This is a genomic window from Metabacillus sp. FJAT-52054, assembly GCF_037201815.1.
Taxonomy (GTDB): Bacteria; Bacillota; Bacilli; order Bacillales; family Bacillaceae; genus Metabacillus_B; species Metabacillus_B sediminis.
On sequence record NZ_CP147407.1, the window covers coordinates 567,018 to 583,146 of the forward strand.

Here is a 16,129-nt window from a genome sequence, read left to right on the forward strand (position 1 = left end):
ATTAAAGCTCCGGTACCTGGTCCGGTGAACGGTTGGGGCGCAAGGGATCGAGGAGAGCGGTCTCCATCCCCCGCTGCGGTGAAGAATGAGGGGACTGGCACGGTGCCAGTCCCGCGGTTCTGCATCAGACGAAAGCTCCGGCACCGCCTCTGCAAACGGCTGGGGCGCAAAGGGTTGAGACCCGCAGCCTGCGTCCCCTGCTGCTTTAAAGCAGAGCGGGTCAGGCGCGGATAAGCTATCTATTTATGCTCGCTATATTTGCCTTGCACTGACCCCCGTTCTGCTAAAGTACTAAACCTCCGTCCCCATTGCTTTTCAAGTCAACTGGGATAAGGGGTGGCGCGCTCTTTGTTTGTTCCCCCATCGCGTTACTATATGGAGGGTCAGTGCAATCCACTGACCCCCGTTTCACTACAGCACTAAACCTCCGTCCCCCCTTATCAAGGGCATTGCCAGGCAAGGGTTTGTCCGCTCTTTGCTCATTCCCCCATCGCGGTGCAGTACTGGGGGTCAGTGCAAAGACATGTCATCCCCCGATTCCTTGCACCCGCCCTAATTTCTGATAAACTGTAAGAAGGCTATTTTCGCACGGATTTCTGCGATTTATATAAAGCAGGCAGGTTTTCCCTGCCTTGAAAGGATGTTGACATGAGTAAGACGGTTGTTTTGGCTGAGAAGCCATCAGTAGCAAGGGATATTGCACGCGTTCTGAAGGCGGAACGGAAGGGAAATGGTTTTTTGGAGGGCGGCCAGTTTATTGTGACGTGGGCGCTCGGACATTTAGTGACGCTTGCCGATCCGGAGGCGTATGACCAGAAGTATAAGTCTTGGGATTTGAATGAGCTTCCGATTATGCCGGATCATTTAAAGCTGACGGTTATTAAACAGAGCAGCAAGCAGTTTCATGCGGTGAAGGCTCTTTTGACACGCGGAGATGTGAAGGAAATTGTGATTGCAACGGATGCCGGGCGCGAAGGCGAGCTTGTTGCGCGCTGGATACTTGAGAAGGCGAAGGTCAATAAGCCGTTGAAGCGTTTGTGGATTTCATCCGTTACTGATCAGGCGATTCGCCAGGGATTTAAGAATCTGAAGGATGGCAAGGAGTATGAGTTCCTTTACCATTCAGCTGTTGCCCGATCGGAGGCCGATTGGTATGTCGGTATTAATGCTACGCGTGCGCTGACGACGAAATTCAATGCACAGCTTTCCTGCGGCCGGGTTCAGACACCGACACTTGCGATGATTGCAAAGCGGGAAGAGGAAATCAGCCAATTTAAGCCGAAACCATTTTATGGCCTTTCCGCTTCGACAAAGGATGGTCTTAAGCTGACTTGGAGAAACGGAAAAACTAATGAAACAAGAATGTTCGATTCAGAGCAGGCCGGCAATCTTCTGAAAAAGCTTCAAAATGAAGACGGTGTAATCAAGGAAGTTAAAAGAACGAAAAAGAAGAGCTTTGCACCGGCATTGTATGATTTAACCGAATTGCAGCGGGAGGCTTATAAACGTTTTGAGTACTCAGCAAAGCAGACGCTATCGATTATGCAAAAGCTTTATGAACAGCATAAGGCGGTCACATACCCCCGTACGGATTCCAGGTATTTGACCTCGGATATGGCAAGCACGCTGAAGGAACGCGTGAAAGCTGTTGAGGTTAAACCCTATGCTCCTTATGCGGCGGCTATATTGAGAAAAGGGATTAAGGTGAGTAAAGCGTTTGTTGATGATACGAAGGTATCCGATCACCATGCGATTATTCCAACCGAGGAAACACCGCTTCAATCCTCGCTGACGAGCCAGGAACGAAACATTTATGATTTGATTGTCAGACGGTTTTTAGCAGTTTTATCAGATCCTTACGAATACGAACAAACGTCCATTACCGCTGTTATTGGCGGTGAGGAATTTACGGCGAGGGGCAACCGTGTTCTATCCCTGGGATGGAAGGAAGCAGCCGGAAAAGACCCGGATGAAGAGTCTGCTTCAGATGTGCCGCTTGTCAAAGAGGGAGACCGGATTAACCCGGTCATTTCTCAAACTTCAGGAGAAACGAAGCCTCCGGAACGGTTCAATGAAGGTACACTTCTGTCGGCCATGGAAAACCCGGCGAAATTTATGGCTGGTGAAGACAAAGACCTGATTAAAACGATTGGTGAGACAGGCGGGCTGGGTACGGTGGCGACCCGTGCTGATATTATCGAAAAGCTGTTCAGTTCTTTCGTCATTGAAAAGCGCGGCAAGGATCTGGCGGTTACATCGAAGGGCAAGCAGCTTCTCGGACTCGTTCCGGAAGAATTGAAGTCTCCGGTTCTGACGGCTGAGTGGGAACAGAAGCTCGCAGCCATCGCCAAGGGCAAGCTTCCTAAGGATACATTCATTTTAGAAATGAAAACATACGCAGGCCAGGTTGTTTCGGATATAAAAAACAGCGAGCAAAAGTTTAAGCATGATAACGTAACGGGAACTAAATGCCCGGATTGCGGCAAGCTGATGCTTGAAGTGAAGGGCAAAAAAGGCAAAATGCTTGTATGTCAGGACCGTGAGTGCGGAAACAGGAAAAACATTTCCAAGACGACAAATGCCCGCTGCCCGAAATGCCACAAACGCCTTGAACTCCGCGGTGAAGGGGAAGGACAGATGTTTACGTGTTCATGCGGACACCGTGAAAAACTCTCTGCCTTCAATGAGCGCAAAGGCAAAGAGAAGAATCAGAAGGTATCCAAAAAAGAAGTGGCGAATTATATGAAAAAGCAGGATGATGATTTTTCCAACAATGCTTTAGCGGATGCACTGGCAAAGCTGAAGCTCAAATAAAATCCAAAGGTTGATCATGTATGAGTATGTTATCGGTTGAAAATTTATATAAAACATATGGGGAAAAGGTGCTCTTTGATCACCTTTCTTTCTCTATATCTGAAAAGCACCGCATCGGTCTGATTGGTGTAAATGGAACAGGTAAATCAACACTGCTTAAATATTTGGCAGGTTTAGAGACGGCTGAGTCCGGTACCATGACGCACGCGAATCAATTTCATATAGAATATTTGCCGCAGCAATCGGATTTGAACGAGGAATTAACTGTTCTCGACCAGATTTATTACGGAGAGGCAGCGATCATGAAAGGGATGAGGGACTACGAAAAAGCCCTCGCTTCTCTTGAAGAGAATCCGGCAGATGAAAAGAAGCAGGCAGCTCTCATGGCTATGCAGCAAAAGGTGGATGAACTGAATGCCTGGGATGCGATTACAACGGCCAAAACGGTTCTGACCCGTCTTGGCGTTACAAGCTTTACGAAAAAAATCAGCGAGCTTTCCGGCGGCCAGAAAAAACGGGTAGCCATTGCAAAGGCACTCATTCAGCCTGCAAATCTTCTTATTTTGGATGAACCGACGAACCATCTTGATCAGGATACGATTGAATGGCTGGAGGCTTTTCTTGCGCAGTATAAAGGAGCGTTTATTGTCGTAACCCATGACCGGTACTTCCTTAACCGGGTCACGAATCAAATTTTCGAGCTTGATAAAGGTCAGCTTTATACGTATGAAGGGAACTATGAAATGTTCCTTGAGAAAAAGGCGGAGCGTGAAGAGCTTGCTGTCCAGAGCGAGGCAAAGCATCACAATACATTAAGACGCGAGCTTGCCTGGCTGCGCCGCGGTGCAAAGGCGCGAACGACGAAGCAAAAAGCGCGCATTCAGCGTGTCGAAGATATGAAAGAGCAGAAATTCGACAACACGAAGCATGATCTGCAATTTGCTTTAGGCAGCGTAAGGCTCGGCAAAAAGGTGATGGAACTGACCGATGTCAGCAAACGGTTTGCCGATCTGCAGCTTGTTCAGGATTTCAGTTATCTTGTTGTACCAGGTGATCGCCTTGGCCTGATTGGACCGAATGGAAGCGGGAAAACAACCCTGCTGAATATGCTTGCAGGCAGAATCGAGCCAGATAGCGGAACGATAGAGGTTGGGGAAACCGTCAAAATTGGGTATTACACACAGGATCATTCCGATATGGACGAGAACTTGAGGATGATTGATTATATCAAGGAAACAGCTGAAATTGTTCATACGATAGACGGAACATCCATTACAGCGGAACAGATGCTTGAACGCTTTTTATTTCCGCGATCGATGCAGTTTACCTACATCCGCAAGCTCTCAGGAGGAGAACGCCGGCGTCTTTACCTATTGAATGTACTGATGCAGGAACCGAATGTTTTATTCCTGGATGAACCGACGAATGATCTGGATACACAGACACTCAGTGTGCTGGAGGAGTATCTTGATCATTTCCCTGGAGTTGTCATCACCGTATCCCATGACCGGTACTTCCTGGATCGTGTCATCGATCAGCTGTTTGTCTTTAAAGGTCAGGGGAATATTGAGCGTTTCTATGGCAATTACACTGAATATATGGAGGAGCGTAAAAAGCAGACGGCCGCAAAGAAAGAGTTAAAAGCCGCTGAACCTCCTCAGGCTGTGAAAGAGACAAGAAAAAAACTCTCCTATAAAGAGCAGCAGGAATGGAATGGGCTTGAAGATCAAATCGCAGCTCTTGAAGAAAAGCTTTCAGAACTTCAGGCAAACATTGATGGGGCTGGAAGTGATTTTGGCAAAATTCAAAAGCTTATGGAGGAGCAGAAGGCAGCAGAAGAGAGGCTCGAATACTCTATGCAGCGCTGGGAAGAGCTCTCTCTCATTCTTGAAGAAATTGAACAGGCTAAATCATAAGAAAAGATAGGCCGCCGTTCCCGTTACGGCGGTTTTTTCATCGTTTTAATTCAGTTTCTCACGAAAAAATGGTATCATTTTAAAACGTCAAAGATAAATTTACCAGCCCCTTTCGTTCGTTATTTCTTGGGAAAGGTGGTAGGGTAGTATTCAGAGAATCTACCAGTTAGGGGTGAAACGATGAATCCTCCTGAAAAATTGGCACGGTTTCTGCTTGAAGGAGACCATGAATCCTCATGGGAAACGGTGCAGATTCACATTCGTGAAGGAGCGACTACACTGGCTCTGTTTGAGGACGTTTTAACCAAATCGATGCAGCATGTAGGAGTACTTTGGGAGAATAATGAGATTACTGTAGCAGATGAGCATCTCGCTACTTCAACCTGTGATTATATCCTTTCAAAATATCAGCATTATATGAGAGAAAACAAGCCGGTTCCGGAAACCGGTAAGAAGGCCATGTTTTTATGCGTACAGGATGAAGATCATTATATTGGCTTGAAAATGGTTCATATTCTTTTTGAGGAAAACGGCTGGCAGACGAAATTCATGGGTCCGAATCTTCCTCTTGAATTTGCGTTATCTGCTGCGGAAAAATGGAAGCCGGAAGTCATTGGGCTATCTTTCAGCTTAAATTACCGAGCCGGTCAGCTGAAGGAGTATATCAGCAGGCTTGAGTCTATTGAAACCAATCCGATTGTCCTTCTTGGGGGCAGGCTTCTCCTTACCCATGACTTTACCCAATTTGGCTCTGAGAAAACGAGGTTTATTCCTACCTTGACCCAGCTTGCTGAATGGTTCGATTTAGAGCGCTCCGGAGGAACCCGATTTGTCAAATAGCCGACACATGCCCATACCTTATTTCAAAATAAATCGGCAGTTTGAGATCCTTGAATTTTCTGAGGAAGCAAGGGATCTTTTTTCATTCCGGGAAGGCTCATCGTTTCTGGAACTTACCGATAGCGGGAGCCGGACAAAGGCTGAAAAATTCCTTTCGGGGGAAGGGAAGATGGAGACAGAGCTTGCGTTGATGACGAAGCGGGAGTCTGCTGCAACCTTTAAGATTTCCGTAAAGTGGGCTGGCGAGGCGGGACATCTCATCTGTACAGGCCAGGACCGTCATATGGAAGAGCTTCTTTCAAAAATCAGCCACCAGCAAAGGCGTTTGGCGGAAACCGATTTGGAACTGCTTTTTCAAAAAGAAGCACTCGAACAATTATTGGATAAAATTACTGAGTTATCAGGCCCGGCTATCACTCTTACGTCTAAGCTTGTGCTCGTGCCGCTCTTTGGTAACCTGGACGAAAATCTCATAAACAGGAATCGGACAAGGCTATTGAACAGCATGCATGAACAAGACTATGAGCATGCGATTTTCGATTTCCACGGAATTGGAGTATTAAATGGAGATGGATTGATGGAGCTTGGAAAACTTATAGCCGAATTCAGACTTATGGGCGTGGAGGCTGTATTTACAGGACTCACCCCCGCCCATGTAAAGGCGATGAACCAATCAGGAGCAGCTCTGGATGTTCAGTCTGTCAGTACCTTGCCAAGAGCCATTCAGTCATACTTTTCTGTAAAGTAGAAACCCCATGGGCTTTATGCCAATGGGGTTTGCTTGTATGGAGGAGCGGTTTCACCCTAGGAACAGCTTGCAACCGCTTGTTTCATATCCTTCTCTCTTATTAATACATTTTTATTATTGTCGACCTTATAGTCGATTTTTTCGCTATTTAAACATTCCAAAAGAGATTTCCTCAATTCATCGCTGTTGTTTTCGTGGTTTGCAAAAACAGAGTAATCATTGTCCGTTTGACTGCAGCCTGCCATTAATGTGAATAAAATAATGGTGCAAATTGTTTTTCTGACGCTTCTCATCCAGTTGTCTTCCTCCTTTAGTAAATATTTATTAAGCAAAAAACCGGGAAACATTTCGCCTCCCGGTTCTTTTCACGTTTAAAATACCTTCGTTGTCCAGCTCTCACAATTCCATACTTCGGTAGCAAGGCCCTGATAGAATTCAGGTTCATGGGAAATCATGAGGATGCTGCCTTTATAAGCATTCAATGCACGTTTTAATTCTTCTTTAGCATCGACGTCCAGGTGGTTTGTCGGCTCATCGAGAACGAGCAGATTGCTTTCATTGTTCATTAATTTGCAGAAGCGCACCTTTGCTTTCTCGCCTCCGCTAAGCACTTCAATTTTGCTTTCGATGTGCTTCGTTGTCAGGCCGCATTTGGCGAGGGCCGCGCGAACCTCGGCTTGAGTAAGGGAAGGGAATTCGTTCCAGACTTCCTCGATACAAGTATTGTAGTTGCTTGTTTTTACTTCTTGCTCAAAATAGCCGATGTTCAGGTAATCGCCTCGCTCCACTTCTCCTGAGATCGGTTTGATTTCTCCGAGGATACTGCGCAGAAGCGTTGTTTTCCCGATGCCGTTTGCTCCGACAAGCGCAATTTTCTGACCGCGTTCCATACGGAGGTCAAGCGGTCTCGACAGCGGTTCATTATAGCCAATTACAAGGTTTTTCGTTTCGAAAATCACTCTGCCTGCTGCACGTGATTCTTTAAAGTTAAATTGCGGCTTAGGCTTTTCTGCGGCAAGCTCAATAACGTCCATCTTATCCAGCTTTTTCTGGCGGGACATCGCCATGTTGCGGGTCGAGACGCGTGCTTTATTACGGGCGACAAAGTCTTTCAGATCCGCAATCTCAGCCTGCTGCTTTTTGAAAGCAGATTCCAGCTGCTGTTTTTTAACTTCATGAATTTTCATGAAGTTATCATAATCGCCTACATAGCGGTTTAATTGCTGATTTTCCATATGATAGATCAGGTTGATGACGCTATTTAAGAAAGGAATATCATGCGAAATTAAAATAAACGCATTTTCATATTCCTGTAAATATCGCTTCAGCCACTCAATGTGCTGCTCATCCAAATAGTTCGTAGGCTCGTCCAGTAAGAGGATGTCAGGCTTTTCTAATAGAAGCTTGGCCAGAAGGACCTTAGTGCGCTGTCCGCCGCTCAAATCCTGAACCTCGCGCTCAAGACCGATATCTGTCAGTCCAAGACCGCGGGCGACTTCTTCTACCTTTGAATCAATGACATAAAAGTCGTTGTTTGTCAGAGTATCCTGAAGAACGCCGACTTCTTCAAGAAGCTTTTCCAATTCCTCAGGAGAGGCGCTTCCCATTTTGTCATAAATACCGTTCATTTCTGCTTCAACATCAAATAGATACTGAAATGCCCCTTGGAGTACCTGGCGCATCGTCTGGCCCTGTGCCAAATTCGTATGCTGGTCCAAATAGCCAACGCGGACTTTTTTAGACCATTCCACTTTTCCTTCATCCGGTTCAAGCTTGCCGGTGATGATGTTCATGAATGTTGATTTTCCTTCACCGTTCGCACCAATCAGACCGATATGCTCGCCTTTTAAAAGACGGAAGGATACGTCATTGAATATGGCCCGGTCACCAAAACCGTGGCTGAGATCTTTTACTGATAATACGCTCATCGTATACACCTTTTCCTTTTATATATAAATGGTTTTTCATTTAAGCTCACCCCCCGATTATATCGAACAAGCCCGGTTAGGGAAAGGGAGAGGAGGAAGAAAAGCATGAGAATTTCCGCAAAGAATAAAAGGGAATACTGGGTTATTTTGATTATTTCCCGGGAAAAATTGTGTCAAAAACCCAGATCTGAACGCATAATTAGGGGATTCAAGAAGATATTGAGCCGGTAATAGTACCTCCTCCTTCTATTTCCTGATACATTTAGATAAAAAGCCTGAAAGGGGACAAAAGATGTCGGACAAACATGAAATCCGCGAAAAAGTGTGGCAGTTGCTTGAGGAAGAGAGGCTTGGGAGATTTCCCTTTCCTTTAAAAGGCAGAATTCCAAATTTTAAAGGAGCGGAAAAAGCAGCGGCTTTTGTTTTTGAGATGCCCGAATATAAGCTCGCGAATGTTATTAAGGTAAATCCTGATGCCCCGCAGCTTCCGCTTAGGGCACAAGTGTTAAAGGATGGGAAAACGCTTCTTGTTCCAACACCAAGATTAAAAGCAGGCTTCATTCAGGTGAAGCCTGAATGGGTGCCGGCGGGAGAAGAGAGAAGGGCAGCCAGTTTAAGCCATATTAAGGAGTACGGACAGCTTCTGCCGTTATCTGAACTTCCAAAAATTGATCTAATCGTCATCGGCTCTGTGGCGATGACTGCGGACGGTAGGCGTCTTGGAAAAGGAGAAGGCTATGCTGACCGGGAATACGCGATCATCAGAGAGCTTGGCAATCCTGAGATTCCCGTCATTACGACTGTTAACAGCCGGCAGCTTGTAGAGGATGATATTCCGGTAGAGGAATTTGATTTAACGGCTGATTGGATCGCGACAGAAGAAGGGCTGATGAAAACGGGATCCTGCGTTCCGAAGCCGAAGGGAATTGTCTGGGGCAGGGTGACGGAGGAAGATATGGAAGCCATGCCGGTGCTTCAGGAAATAAAAGATTTCATAAGCAAAAAAAATCCCCTTTAAGTCCTGCTTAAAGGGGATTCTTTCTGTCATTAGATTTTGGCATAAAGCGGATCTGTTACTTTCACGAGCTGCTTCCCAAGATTTGAACCACTGAACAGTCCAAGGAACGCATCCGGGATGTTCTCAAATCCTTCTACGATTGTTTCTTCATATTTCAGGCTTCCGTTTTTTACCCATGCACCAAGCTGGCGGGATCCTTCTTCAAAGCGGTCAGCATAGTCTCCTACGACAAAGCCTTTCATCAGAGCACTGGACTTGATGAGCTTCATTTGGACACGCGGTCCCAAATCTTCTCCGGCTTTGTTGTAAGAGGAGATGGCTCCACAAATCGGTACGCGGGCAAATTTGTTCAACAGGCTGTAGACAGCATCGGAAATTTCTCCCCCTACATTGTCAAAATAGACGTCCACGCCATTCGGACAGGCTTTTTCTAGTGCCTTTTGAACGTCGTCCGTTTTATAGTTGATGGTTTCATCAAAACCAATCTCTTTTAAGTATTGGATTTTATCCTCTGTTCCGGCGATTCCGACAACACGTGCTCCTTTAATCTTCGCGATCTGTCCAACAAGTGATCCTACAGCTCCGGCAGCACCGGATACAACGACGGTTTCGCCTTCCTGAGGCTGACCGATGTGAAGAAGTCCGAAGTAAGCGGTCAGACCGGGCATTCCAAGAACACCAAGAGCTGTTGTGATCGGCGCTACATCCGGATCAATTTTTCGTACTGCTTTTGCCGGGACAGCAGAATATTCCTGCCAGCCGAGCATTCCTACAATCGTATCTCCGCGTTTAAAGTCAGGAGAGTTCGATTGAACGATTTCACCGACTACGCCTCCATGAATAACTTCATCAAGAGGGAACGGTTCAACATACGATTTCGTATCCTGCATACGGCCTCTCATATAGGGATCTACAGATAAATATAATGTGCGTACAAGCACCTCTCCATCTTTCGGTTCCGGGACGCTTGTGTTAGTAAAGCGGAATGTTTCCGCAGTTGGCATTCCGTTCGGGCGCTGTGCAAGCTGGATTTGTTTTTGAGTTGTGCTTTCCATCATCTATTCCTCCTTGAGTTCTTATATGACTATATTTACCCTATCATCATGCGCAAGCTTGTTCAAAGAATACACCTTGAAAACGGCATATTCGTTTTCGCTTGAATGATCCATTAAAGGTAAAGTAAAGATGGGAGGGATCAATGTGAAAATAGCGATTATTGGAGCCGGGCTTACCGGTTTAACGGCGGCTGCAGTTCTGAAGGAAAAAGGGGTATCGAGTATCACGCTTTTTGATAAAGGAAAAAGTCCGGGAGGCCGGCTTGCAACCAGAAGAATTGGGGAAGGGAGGGCGGATCATGGTGCTCAGTTTTTTACGGTCCGCACAGAGGAGTTAAAAAAAGAAGCAGATCAATGGCTTGAAAAAGGCTGGATTCAAAAATGGTTCGGCGATCCGTACCCGCGTTACGCAGGGGCGGAGGGAATGAACAGCCTTGCTAAGCATCTCGCAGAGGAACTGGATGTGAAGACAAATACCAGAATCGTTCAAATCGAGGAAAAAGAGCATGGATTTGAGCTTTTTGCTGAATCGGGAGAAAGCTTTCAAGCTGAAGCCATCCTAATAACCATTCCTGCTCCTCAAGCGGTTGATCTTCTGACCGCAAGCCGCATCAGGGCCGGACATGAACTCGCAGGAATCCGGTTCAATCCATGCTTTGTTGCCATGGCATCCCTAAAAAAGGATTTGAGTATTGGCAGTGAAGGGCATCTTGATTCGGGCCTTCCGGAAGGTTTGGAAAGGATTGCCTGCCAATCGGAAAAAGGGATATCCATTGAGCCGATCGTAAGCATCTATATGACTGGAGAATGGTCTGCGGAGCATTTTGAAAAGCAGGATGAGGAAATTACGTCCATAATACTGGACAAAGTGAAGGAATATGTACCAATGGAGAATGTAAATTCGGTGCAGCTTAAGCGCTGGCGCTATGCAGAAGCGGTGCAGCCTTACCATCGGCCATTTTTGGACCTCAGGACGGAGCATCCCCTTTTGGCTGCAGGGGATGCCTTCTTAAGGGAAGATGATCCTGCGGGAAGGACGAGATTTGAAAGTGCCTTTCTGTCGGGTATGGATGCAGGCGAGGAGCTGTATGAAAGAGCAAAAACACGGGATAAATGACTTAAACAATCGTTTGTTTGTCATAAAAGAGAGAAGCGCAGGGTTGTAACCCGGCGTTTCTTTTTTTTTGATGGCTGCGTTAAATCATGCTGCACCTGTTAATTGGATTGGAAGCCGAACGCCTGCATCAGAAATCAACAGCCAAGAAAAACAGAGCTTTTAAAAAAAGCTATTTCCTCTTATATGTCATTTGGCCAGTGCTGGTTCAATATGCCTCTATCTATTTTCGTTTATGGGAAATTCCCTTTCAAATAGAGGCGAAAACAAGAGAATGCGCCGTCAGAACTGGATATTGGATGATATTTCCTCTATTGTAAGATTGGACATTGTGAACCATTTCTACTATTGTTAAGATGGTTGAAAGTCTAGTACGACATATAGGAGGACAGTAGTGACAGATACATATGACCTGTTCCTGAAGGCGAAAGAATTCATTCAAATCAGTTACCATGAGCTAGGAAAAGAAGAGGAAATAGAAGAGCGTTTGCTCAGCATTAAGCAGGAAATTGAAGAAAGCGGACAATATGTGCATACGGGGATTGAACTTGAATATGGTGCAAAGCTTGCGTGGCGCAACAGTAATCGCTGTATAGGAAGGCTGTTCTGGCAGTCTCTCCATGTCATGGATGAGCGAGGGGCAGAGACGGAAGAGGAAGTCGCGGAAGCTCTTATCCGCCATATTGAATATGCGTCCAACGGAGGGAAAATCCGGCCGTCCATCACCATTTTTAAGTCGAAGGACAAGGAGAAGCACAGGATTCGTATTTGGAACCACCAGCTGCTCCGATATGCAGGATATAAATTTGATGAAGGGTATAGAGGAGATCCTGCCTCCATCGAATTTACGGAAGTATGCCGGGAACTCGGATGGGAGGGGCCGTATACCGATTATGATATGCTTCCGCTCGTTGTTTCTGCAGGCGAGAATCGGCCGAAGTGGTTCCCGATTCCAGAGGACAGAATCATCGAAGTTCCGATCGTTCATCCGGAAATCCCAGCCTTTCAGGATCTTTTCTTAAAATGGTATGGCGTCCCGATCATTTCAGACATGAGCCTTGAAATTGGGGGGATTGTTTATGGAGCTGCCCCATTTAACGGGTGGTACATGGGGACAGAAATCGGTGCCAGAAACCTAGCGGATGAAGAACGGTATAATATGCTTCCTAAGGTCGCTTCCATTATGGGACTGAAAACGGATTTGAACTCATCCTTATGGAAAGACCGAGCATTGGTCGAGCTCAATGCGGCAGTCCTCTATTCCTTCAAGGAAGCAGGCGTAAGCATTGTCGACCATCACACCGCCGCCGCTCAATTTAAAAGATTTGAGGAAAGAGAAGAGAGCAGCGGGAGAGATGTTACCGGAGACTGGGCATGGCTTATTCCGCCCATCTCGCCAGCCGCAACGCATATTTTTCATAAAAATTATAACAATGAGATAAAAACACCGAACTACTTCTATCAGAAAAAACCCTATTAGATTCCAAATCAAAAAACTCGCCCTGCTGCCGGTCGAGTTTTTTTATGTTCAGTTGTTTTTAGGGTAATAGGAAAATCCGGGATACTTAACTACCGGCCATTTTTCTTTGCGGAGAGAATTCATCAGCTCACGCGTCGCATTTAAATTGGATTGAACAATTTGTTCAGGAGTCAAGGCCATCCACTGGTTCAGTGACAAATCGGCAAATCGGTCGCTTTTGAATATCTCCAAATACCAGAGAGTCTCACTGCCGGTGTTTTGGATATAGTGGCCCGCTGCAAAAGGAACATATCCGACATCTCCTGCCTGATAATCAAAAGTACGTGCCGTGCCGTTTCCAGTAAAGACAGTCATGCGTCCTTTTCCTGTAAGGTAATATTGCCACTCCGCATTGTTCGGATGCCAGTGAAGCTCCCTCATGGCTCCCGGCTCCACCTCAACAATCGCTGCCGCTATCGTTTTTGAAATCGGAAAATTAGAGGAGTCTACAATGCGGACGCTTCCCCCTGGCGTGATAAGCGGTTTTTGTTTAAGCAGTTCGTGTTTGAAGGTAAGGGGAACCTCTCCATATGGAGACTGAATTTTCTGGCTCTCTAAAGGACCAGGAACCTCCCCTTGATAAATGTAGACCTGATCTTTAGGAATTGAGTCAAAGGCGCTTTCCGGTACGCCGAAATTGGCAGATAAAACATCCTTTGGCGTATGGGCAAACCAGTCGGAAATGGATAGAGTACTTAAATCAGTAAAGTTGCCGTCATCGAACACGAGGAGAAATTCACACTGCTCGAGCCCTTGAATGGAATGCGGAATTCCAGGGGGGAAATACCACAGGTCGCCCGGGCCGACATCGGCAATGAAATTCCTCCCATTTTGATCAACGGCAGTAATCCGTGCGCGTCCCAGTATCATATAAGACCATTCCGCTTCCTGATGCCAATGGAGCTCACGAACTCCGCCAGCTGTTAAGCTCATATTTACCCCCGCGATGGTGGTCGAGACCGGCAATTCCCTCACCGTAATCTCTCTTGACCATCCTCCGTGGTTTAACTTCATGCTCGTGTCAGAAAAAGAGAATTTTAAATTAGGTACAAGCCCTGCATCCGTTTTAGGCGGAACGAGCATATCGGGATTTTGGAGGTCCCTAATTACATTTCGGGGGCCCGCATCGATTGTCCCGGCTCCATCACTCCGGATTGGCTGAGGAAGCTTTTGGACCCCTTGATCAGTCGCTCTTTTATCCAAGAAAAAGCACCTCTCTTTTTCAGATAAGCCTATTTTAAAAAACGAAAATGACGTGTGAATATACACACGTCATTTCCTATCCTAGAGTATTCAATTTTCTTTTCAAATAGAACTCGTTAGTATTTCCCTTTATTCTTCTGAGACTTCGAAACGTGATGCGGTTTCTCTGTCTGAAGACTGATTCTCAAATAGGCTCTTTTTATATAGGCTGCCGATTTTTGGACAACGTGAACCGGCTCTGTATATCGGTCCCAGCTCGCGAGCAGGATGACAGTAATTAAGGCTGTTTGCGGTGAGACGAGCGGGTGATCAAGAATTCCGGTCAGGAAAATAATCGGAATGGAAATCATAAACAGATTCAGAAGCTGTTTCCGCTTTGATTCCATAAAATACAGGCAGCAAAATTTAAAGGCAATGCCGCCTGCAAGGAGCAAGAAGGCAAGTCCGCCAATTGTGCCGTATTCAGCGAAAAAGGCAAGGAACATGTTATGAGCATGCGGAACAGCTTTTCCTGTCAGCTGCAGGTATGACTCTGAAAAACCGAGAGGGGTCGTACCGAAATAAGTGTTGTCCTTCCAGATGCTCAAACTGTTCAGCCAGATTTCTTTACGTGCAAGGGCAGAGTGGTCAATGACTTCGGTTCTTGGAATCAATTCAATCAGCTGATCCCGAATAGCGTATAGCATCCCAAGACAGGTAATTCCAAGCTTCGGATTTAATTTTATTAATAGGAATAGAGACATGATAAACATTGTCGCCACTCCCGAACGTGAACCGGTCTGGAAAATGGCTGCGGCAATGACAAGAATCAGCGGAATTTGATATAGAAGAAGCTGATTCTCTCTATTTTTTAGATGGCCGATCATGCTCGTCAGCACAAATGCAAAGGTCAGCAGCAGAAGAAAGGCTGTAAAGTTCGGATTATATGCGCTTCCGAACAGTCTGGCTTCACTATCGCCGGAGCCTCCGATAAATTGAGTGCCTGTTAGGAATGCCATCCATCCGTCCATGTGATGATCCTTTAGCATCAGGCCTGATAAAAATAAATAAAAACCTCCGGCAATTACAATACGCTTATAGCGCTGAAACGATCCTAAGGTTAAGGTGTCTTTAATGTATAGATACAATCCAAGATACCCTGCGATCAGTGCAACAATCAGAAGGTATGATCCGTTTTGCTGAACGATACTTGCCCCTGCGGATGATACGAGAAGGCAAAGGAAGAAAAACGTCGTTAAGTTGAGCGTAAATGGTGCTCTGCGGTATACAGCCTTATTTAGATGATTCCAGCCAATCACCACTAGCCATAAAATGCCTGCGGGAGGGAGGATGAAGCAAAGACCTACACCGATCTCTAAATGATAAGCTTTAATCCATGCTAATAGTTTTTCAAAGTTTATTTTAATCATGAGTCTCCTCTTTCTTACCTTACCTTAGATCGTTTACCGGTAACGGTTAAGAATTTGCATTCACATGAACATAGACTAAAATTTCCCAAACGATAGAAAATTTAAATCTTAATTCTAAATATATATCTAAATTTCAGATGAATGTAACCCTTTCAGCCAATTCTTAACTAAAAATACACAAAAAATACACGAAACCCTTACATTTTGTTTACACAAATTATGCAACTGCACACATCGGAAACCAACTTTAACACTTTACTGCTTTTCGTTTTACTAGTCAATAAGGAAAGGGAACGGTAAATTTTGTTTCCCTGCCCGAGGTTCTTTACCCTTTACTGCAGCGGAGTAAACTAAGAAGAAAATTCCACATCCCGCAAATCCATACAGAAAGCAGTTTCTAAAGTTGCTTTCTCTATTTAAAAGTAGTTTGATTGGGGGCAGCAGGAGTCGCGCATACCCTATAATTGTTCATAATGCCTATAAATAAACAAAACCCCCGGAGTGTGAATGAACACAGCATCTCGGGGGTTTCGATTTCATTTATTCTCTCTCGGCAGGACCTTTT

Annotated in this window: 12 protein-coding genes; 7 read left to right on the forward strand and 5 right to left on the reverse strand. The window is 45.6% G+C overall.

Going from position 1 to position 16,129, the window contains the following annotated elements; all coding sequences use genetic code 11:
* The first annotated feature begins 648 nt into the window (after window positions 1–648).
* The 4 genes from WCV65_RS03095 to WCV65_RS03110 all read left to right on the forward strand — a co-directional run bounded on the left by WCV65_RS03095 (window position 649) and on the right by WCV65_RS03110 (window position 6,318).
* Complete coding sequence (locus tag WCV65_RS03095; protein WP_338779973.1) at window positions 649–2,814, forward strand: DNA topoisomerase III; 2,166 nt, start codon at window positions 649–651, stop codon at window positions 2,812–2,814.
* 20 nt (window positions 2,815–2,834) lie between these two features.
* The gene (locus tag WCV65_RS03100; RefSeq protein ID WP_338779975.1) at window positions 2,835–4,730 is read left to right on the forward strand and encodes an ABC-F family ATP-binding cassette domain-containing protein; all 1,896 of its coding nucleotides are present in this window, start codon (window positions 2,835–2,837) and stop codon (window positions 4,728–4,730) included.
* A gap of 180 nt (window positions 4,731–4,910) precedes the next feature.
* Entirely contained in the window at window positions 4,911–5,570 is a 660-nt protein-coding gene (locus WCV65_RS03105; RefSeq protein WP_338779977.1) for a B12-binding domain-containing protein, read from the forward strand.
* Window positions 5,560–6,318, forward strand: a complete 759-nt coding sequence (locus WCV65_RS03110) for an STAS domain-containing protein (RefSeq protein WP_035407312.1) — start codon at window positions 5,560–5,562, stop codon at window positions 6,316–6,318. Before WCV65_RS03105 ends, WCV65_RS03110 begins: the two co-directional genes overlap by 11 nt.
* Before the next feature lie 56 nt (window positions 6,319–6,374).
* Here WCV65_RS03110 and WCV65_RS03115 read toward each other — a convergent pair whose 3' ends face one another.
* On the reverse strand, window positions 6,375–6,611 hold the full coding sequence (locus WCV65_RS03115; protein WP_156505948.1) for a hypothetical protein: 237 nt from the start codon (window positions 6,609–6,611) through the stop codon (window positions 6,375–6,377).
* Window positions 6,612–6,689: 78 nt separating this feature from the next.
* A complete protein-coding gene (locus WCV65_RS03120; protein ID WP_035407306.1) occupies window positions 6,690–8,246 on the reverse strand; it encodes an ABC-F family ATP-binding cassette domain-containing protein in 1,557 nt (518 codons plus the stop codon).
* A 292-nt stretch (window positions 8,247–8,538) separates the two neighbouring features.
* On the opposite strand from WCV65_RS03120, the gene WCV65_RS03125 reads away from it, so the two are divergent.
* Entirely contained in the window at window positions 8,539–9,264 is a 726-nt protein-coding gene (locus WCV65_RS03125) for a 5-formyltetrahydrofolate cyclo-ligase (RefSeq protein ID WP_338779983.1), read from the forward strand.
* 29 nt (window positions 9,265–9,293) lie between these two features.
* Here WCV65_RS03125 and WCV65_RS03130 read toward each other — a convergent pair whose 3' ends face one another.
* Window positions 9,294–10,322: an NADP-dependent oxidoreductase gene (locus tag WCV65_RS03130; RefSeq protein WP_082883841.1), complete on the reverse strand. Its 1,029-nt coding sequence runs from the start codon at window positions 10,320–10,322 to the stop codon at window positions 9,294–9,296.
* Window positions 10,323–10,464: 142 nt separating this feature from the next.
* Here WCV65_RS03130 and WCV65_RS03135 point away from each other — a divergent pair, with 142 nt between their 5' ends.
* Window positions 10,465–11,436: an FAD-dependent oxidoreductase gene (locus WCV65_RS03135; protein WP_338779987.1), complete on the forward strand. Its 972-nt coding sequence runs from the start codon at window positions 10,465–10,467 to the stop codon at window positions 11,434–11,436.
* A 391-nt stretch (window positions 11,437–11,827) separates the two neighbouring features.
* The gene (locus WCV65_RS03140; RefSeq protein WP_338779989.1) at window positions 11,828–12,913 is read left to right on the forward strand and encodes a nitric oxide synthase oxygenase; all 1,086 of its coding nucleotides are present in this window, start codon (window positions 11,828–11,830) and stop codon (window positions 12,911–12,913) included.
* 48 nt (window positions 12,914–12,961) lie between these two features.
* Here the strand turns inward: WCV65_RS03140 and WCV65_RS03145 are convergent, their stop codons facing one another.
* A complete protein-coding gene (locus WCV65_RS03145) occupies window positions 12,962–14,155 on the reverse strand; it encodes an oxalate decarboxylase family bicupin (RefSeq protein ID WP_338779991.1) in 1,194 nt (397 codons plus the stop codon).
* Window positions 14,156–14,271: 116 nt separating this feature from the next.
* A complete protein-coding gene (locus WCV65_RS03150; RefSeq protein ID WP_051860660.1) occupies window positions 14,272–15,564 on the reverse strand; it encodes an O-antigen ligase family protein in 1,293 nt (430 codons plus the stop codon).
* Window positions 15,565–16,129 lie beyond the last annotated feature (565 nt).

Coding starts and splice junctions, on each gene's coding strand:
- WCV65_RS03095 (WP_338779973.1), top strand. CDS start 649: ATGAGTAAGACGGTTGTTTTGGCTGAGAAGCCATCAGTAGCAAGGGAT.
- WCV65_RS03120 (WP_035407306.1), bottom strand. CDS start 8,246: ATGAGCGTATTATCAGTAAAAGATCTCAGCCACGGTTTTGGTGACCGG.
- WCV65_RS03125 (WP_338779983.1), top strand. CDS start 8,539: ATGTCGGACAAACATGAAATCCGCGAAAAAGTGTGGCAGTTGCTTGAG.
- WCV65_RS03115 (WP_156505948.1), bottom strand. CDS start 6,611: ATGAGAAGCGTCAGAAAAACAATTTGCACCATTATTTTATTCACATTA.
- WCV65_RS03100 (WP_338779975.1), top strand. CDS start 2,835: ATGAGTATGTTATCGGTTGAAAATTTATATAAAACATATGGGGAAAAG.
- WCV65_RS03130 (WP_082883841.1), bottom strand. CDS start 10,322: ATGATGGAAAGCACAACTCAAAAACAAATCCAGCTTGCACAGCGCCCG.
- WCV65_RS03105 (WP_338779977.1), top strand. CDS start 4,911: ATGAATCCTCCTGAAAAATTGGCACGGTTTCTGCTTGAAGGAGACCAT.
- WCV65_RS03150 (WP_051860660.1), bottom strand. CDS start 15,564: ATGATTAAAATAAACTTTGAAAAACTATTAGCATGGATTAAAGCTTAT.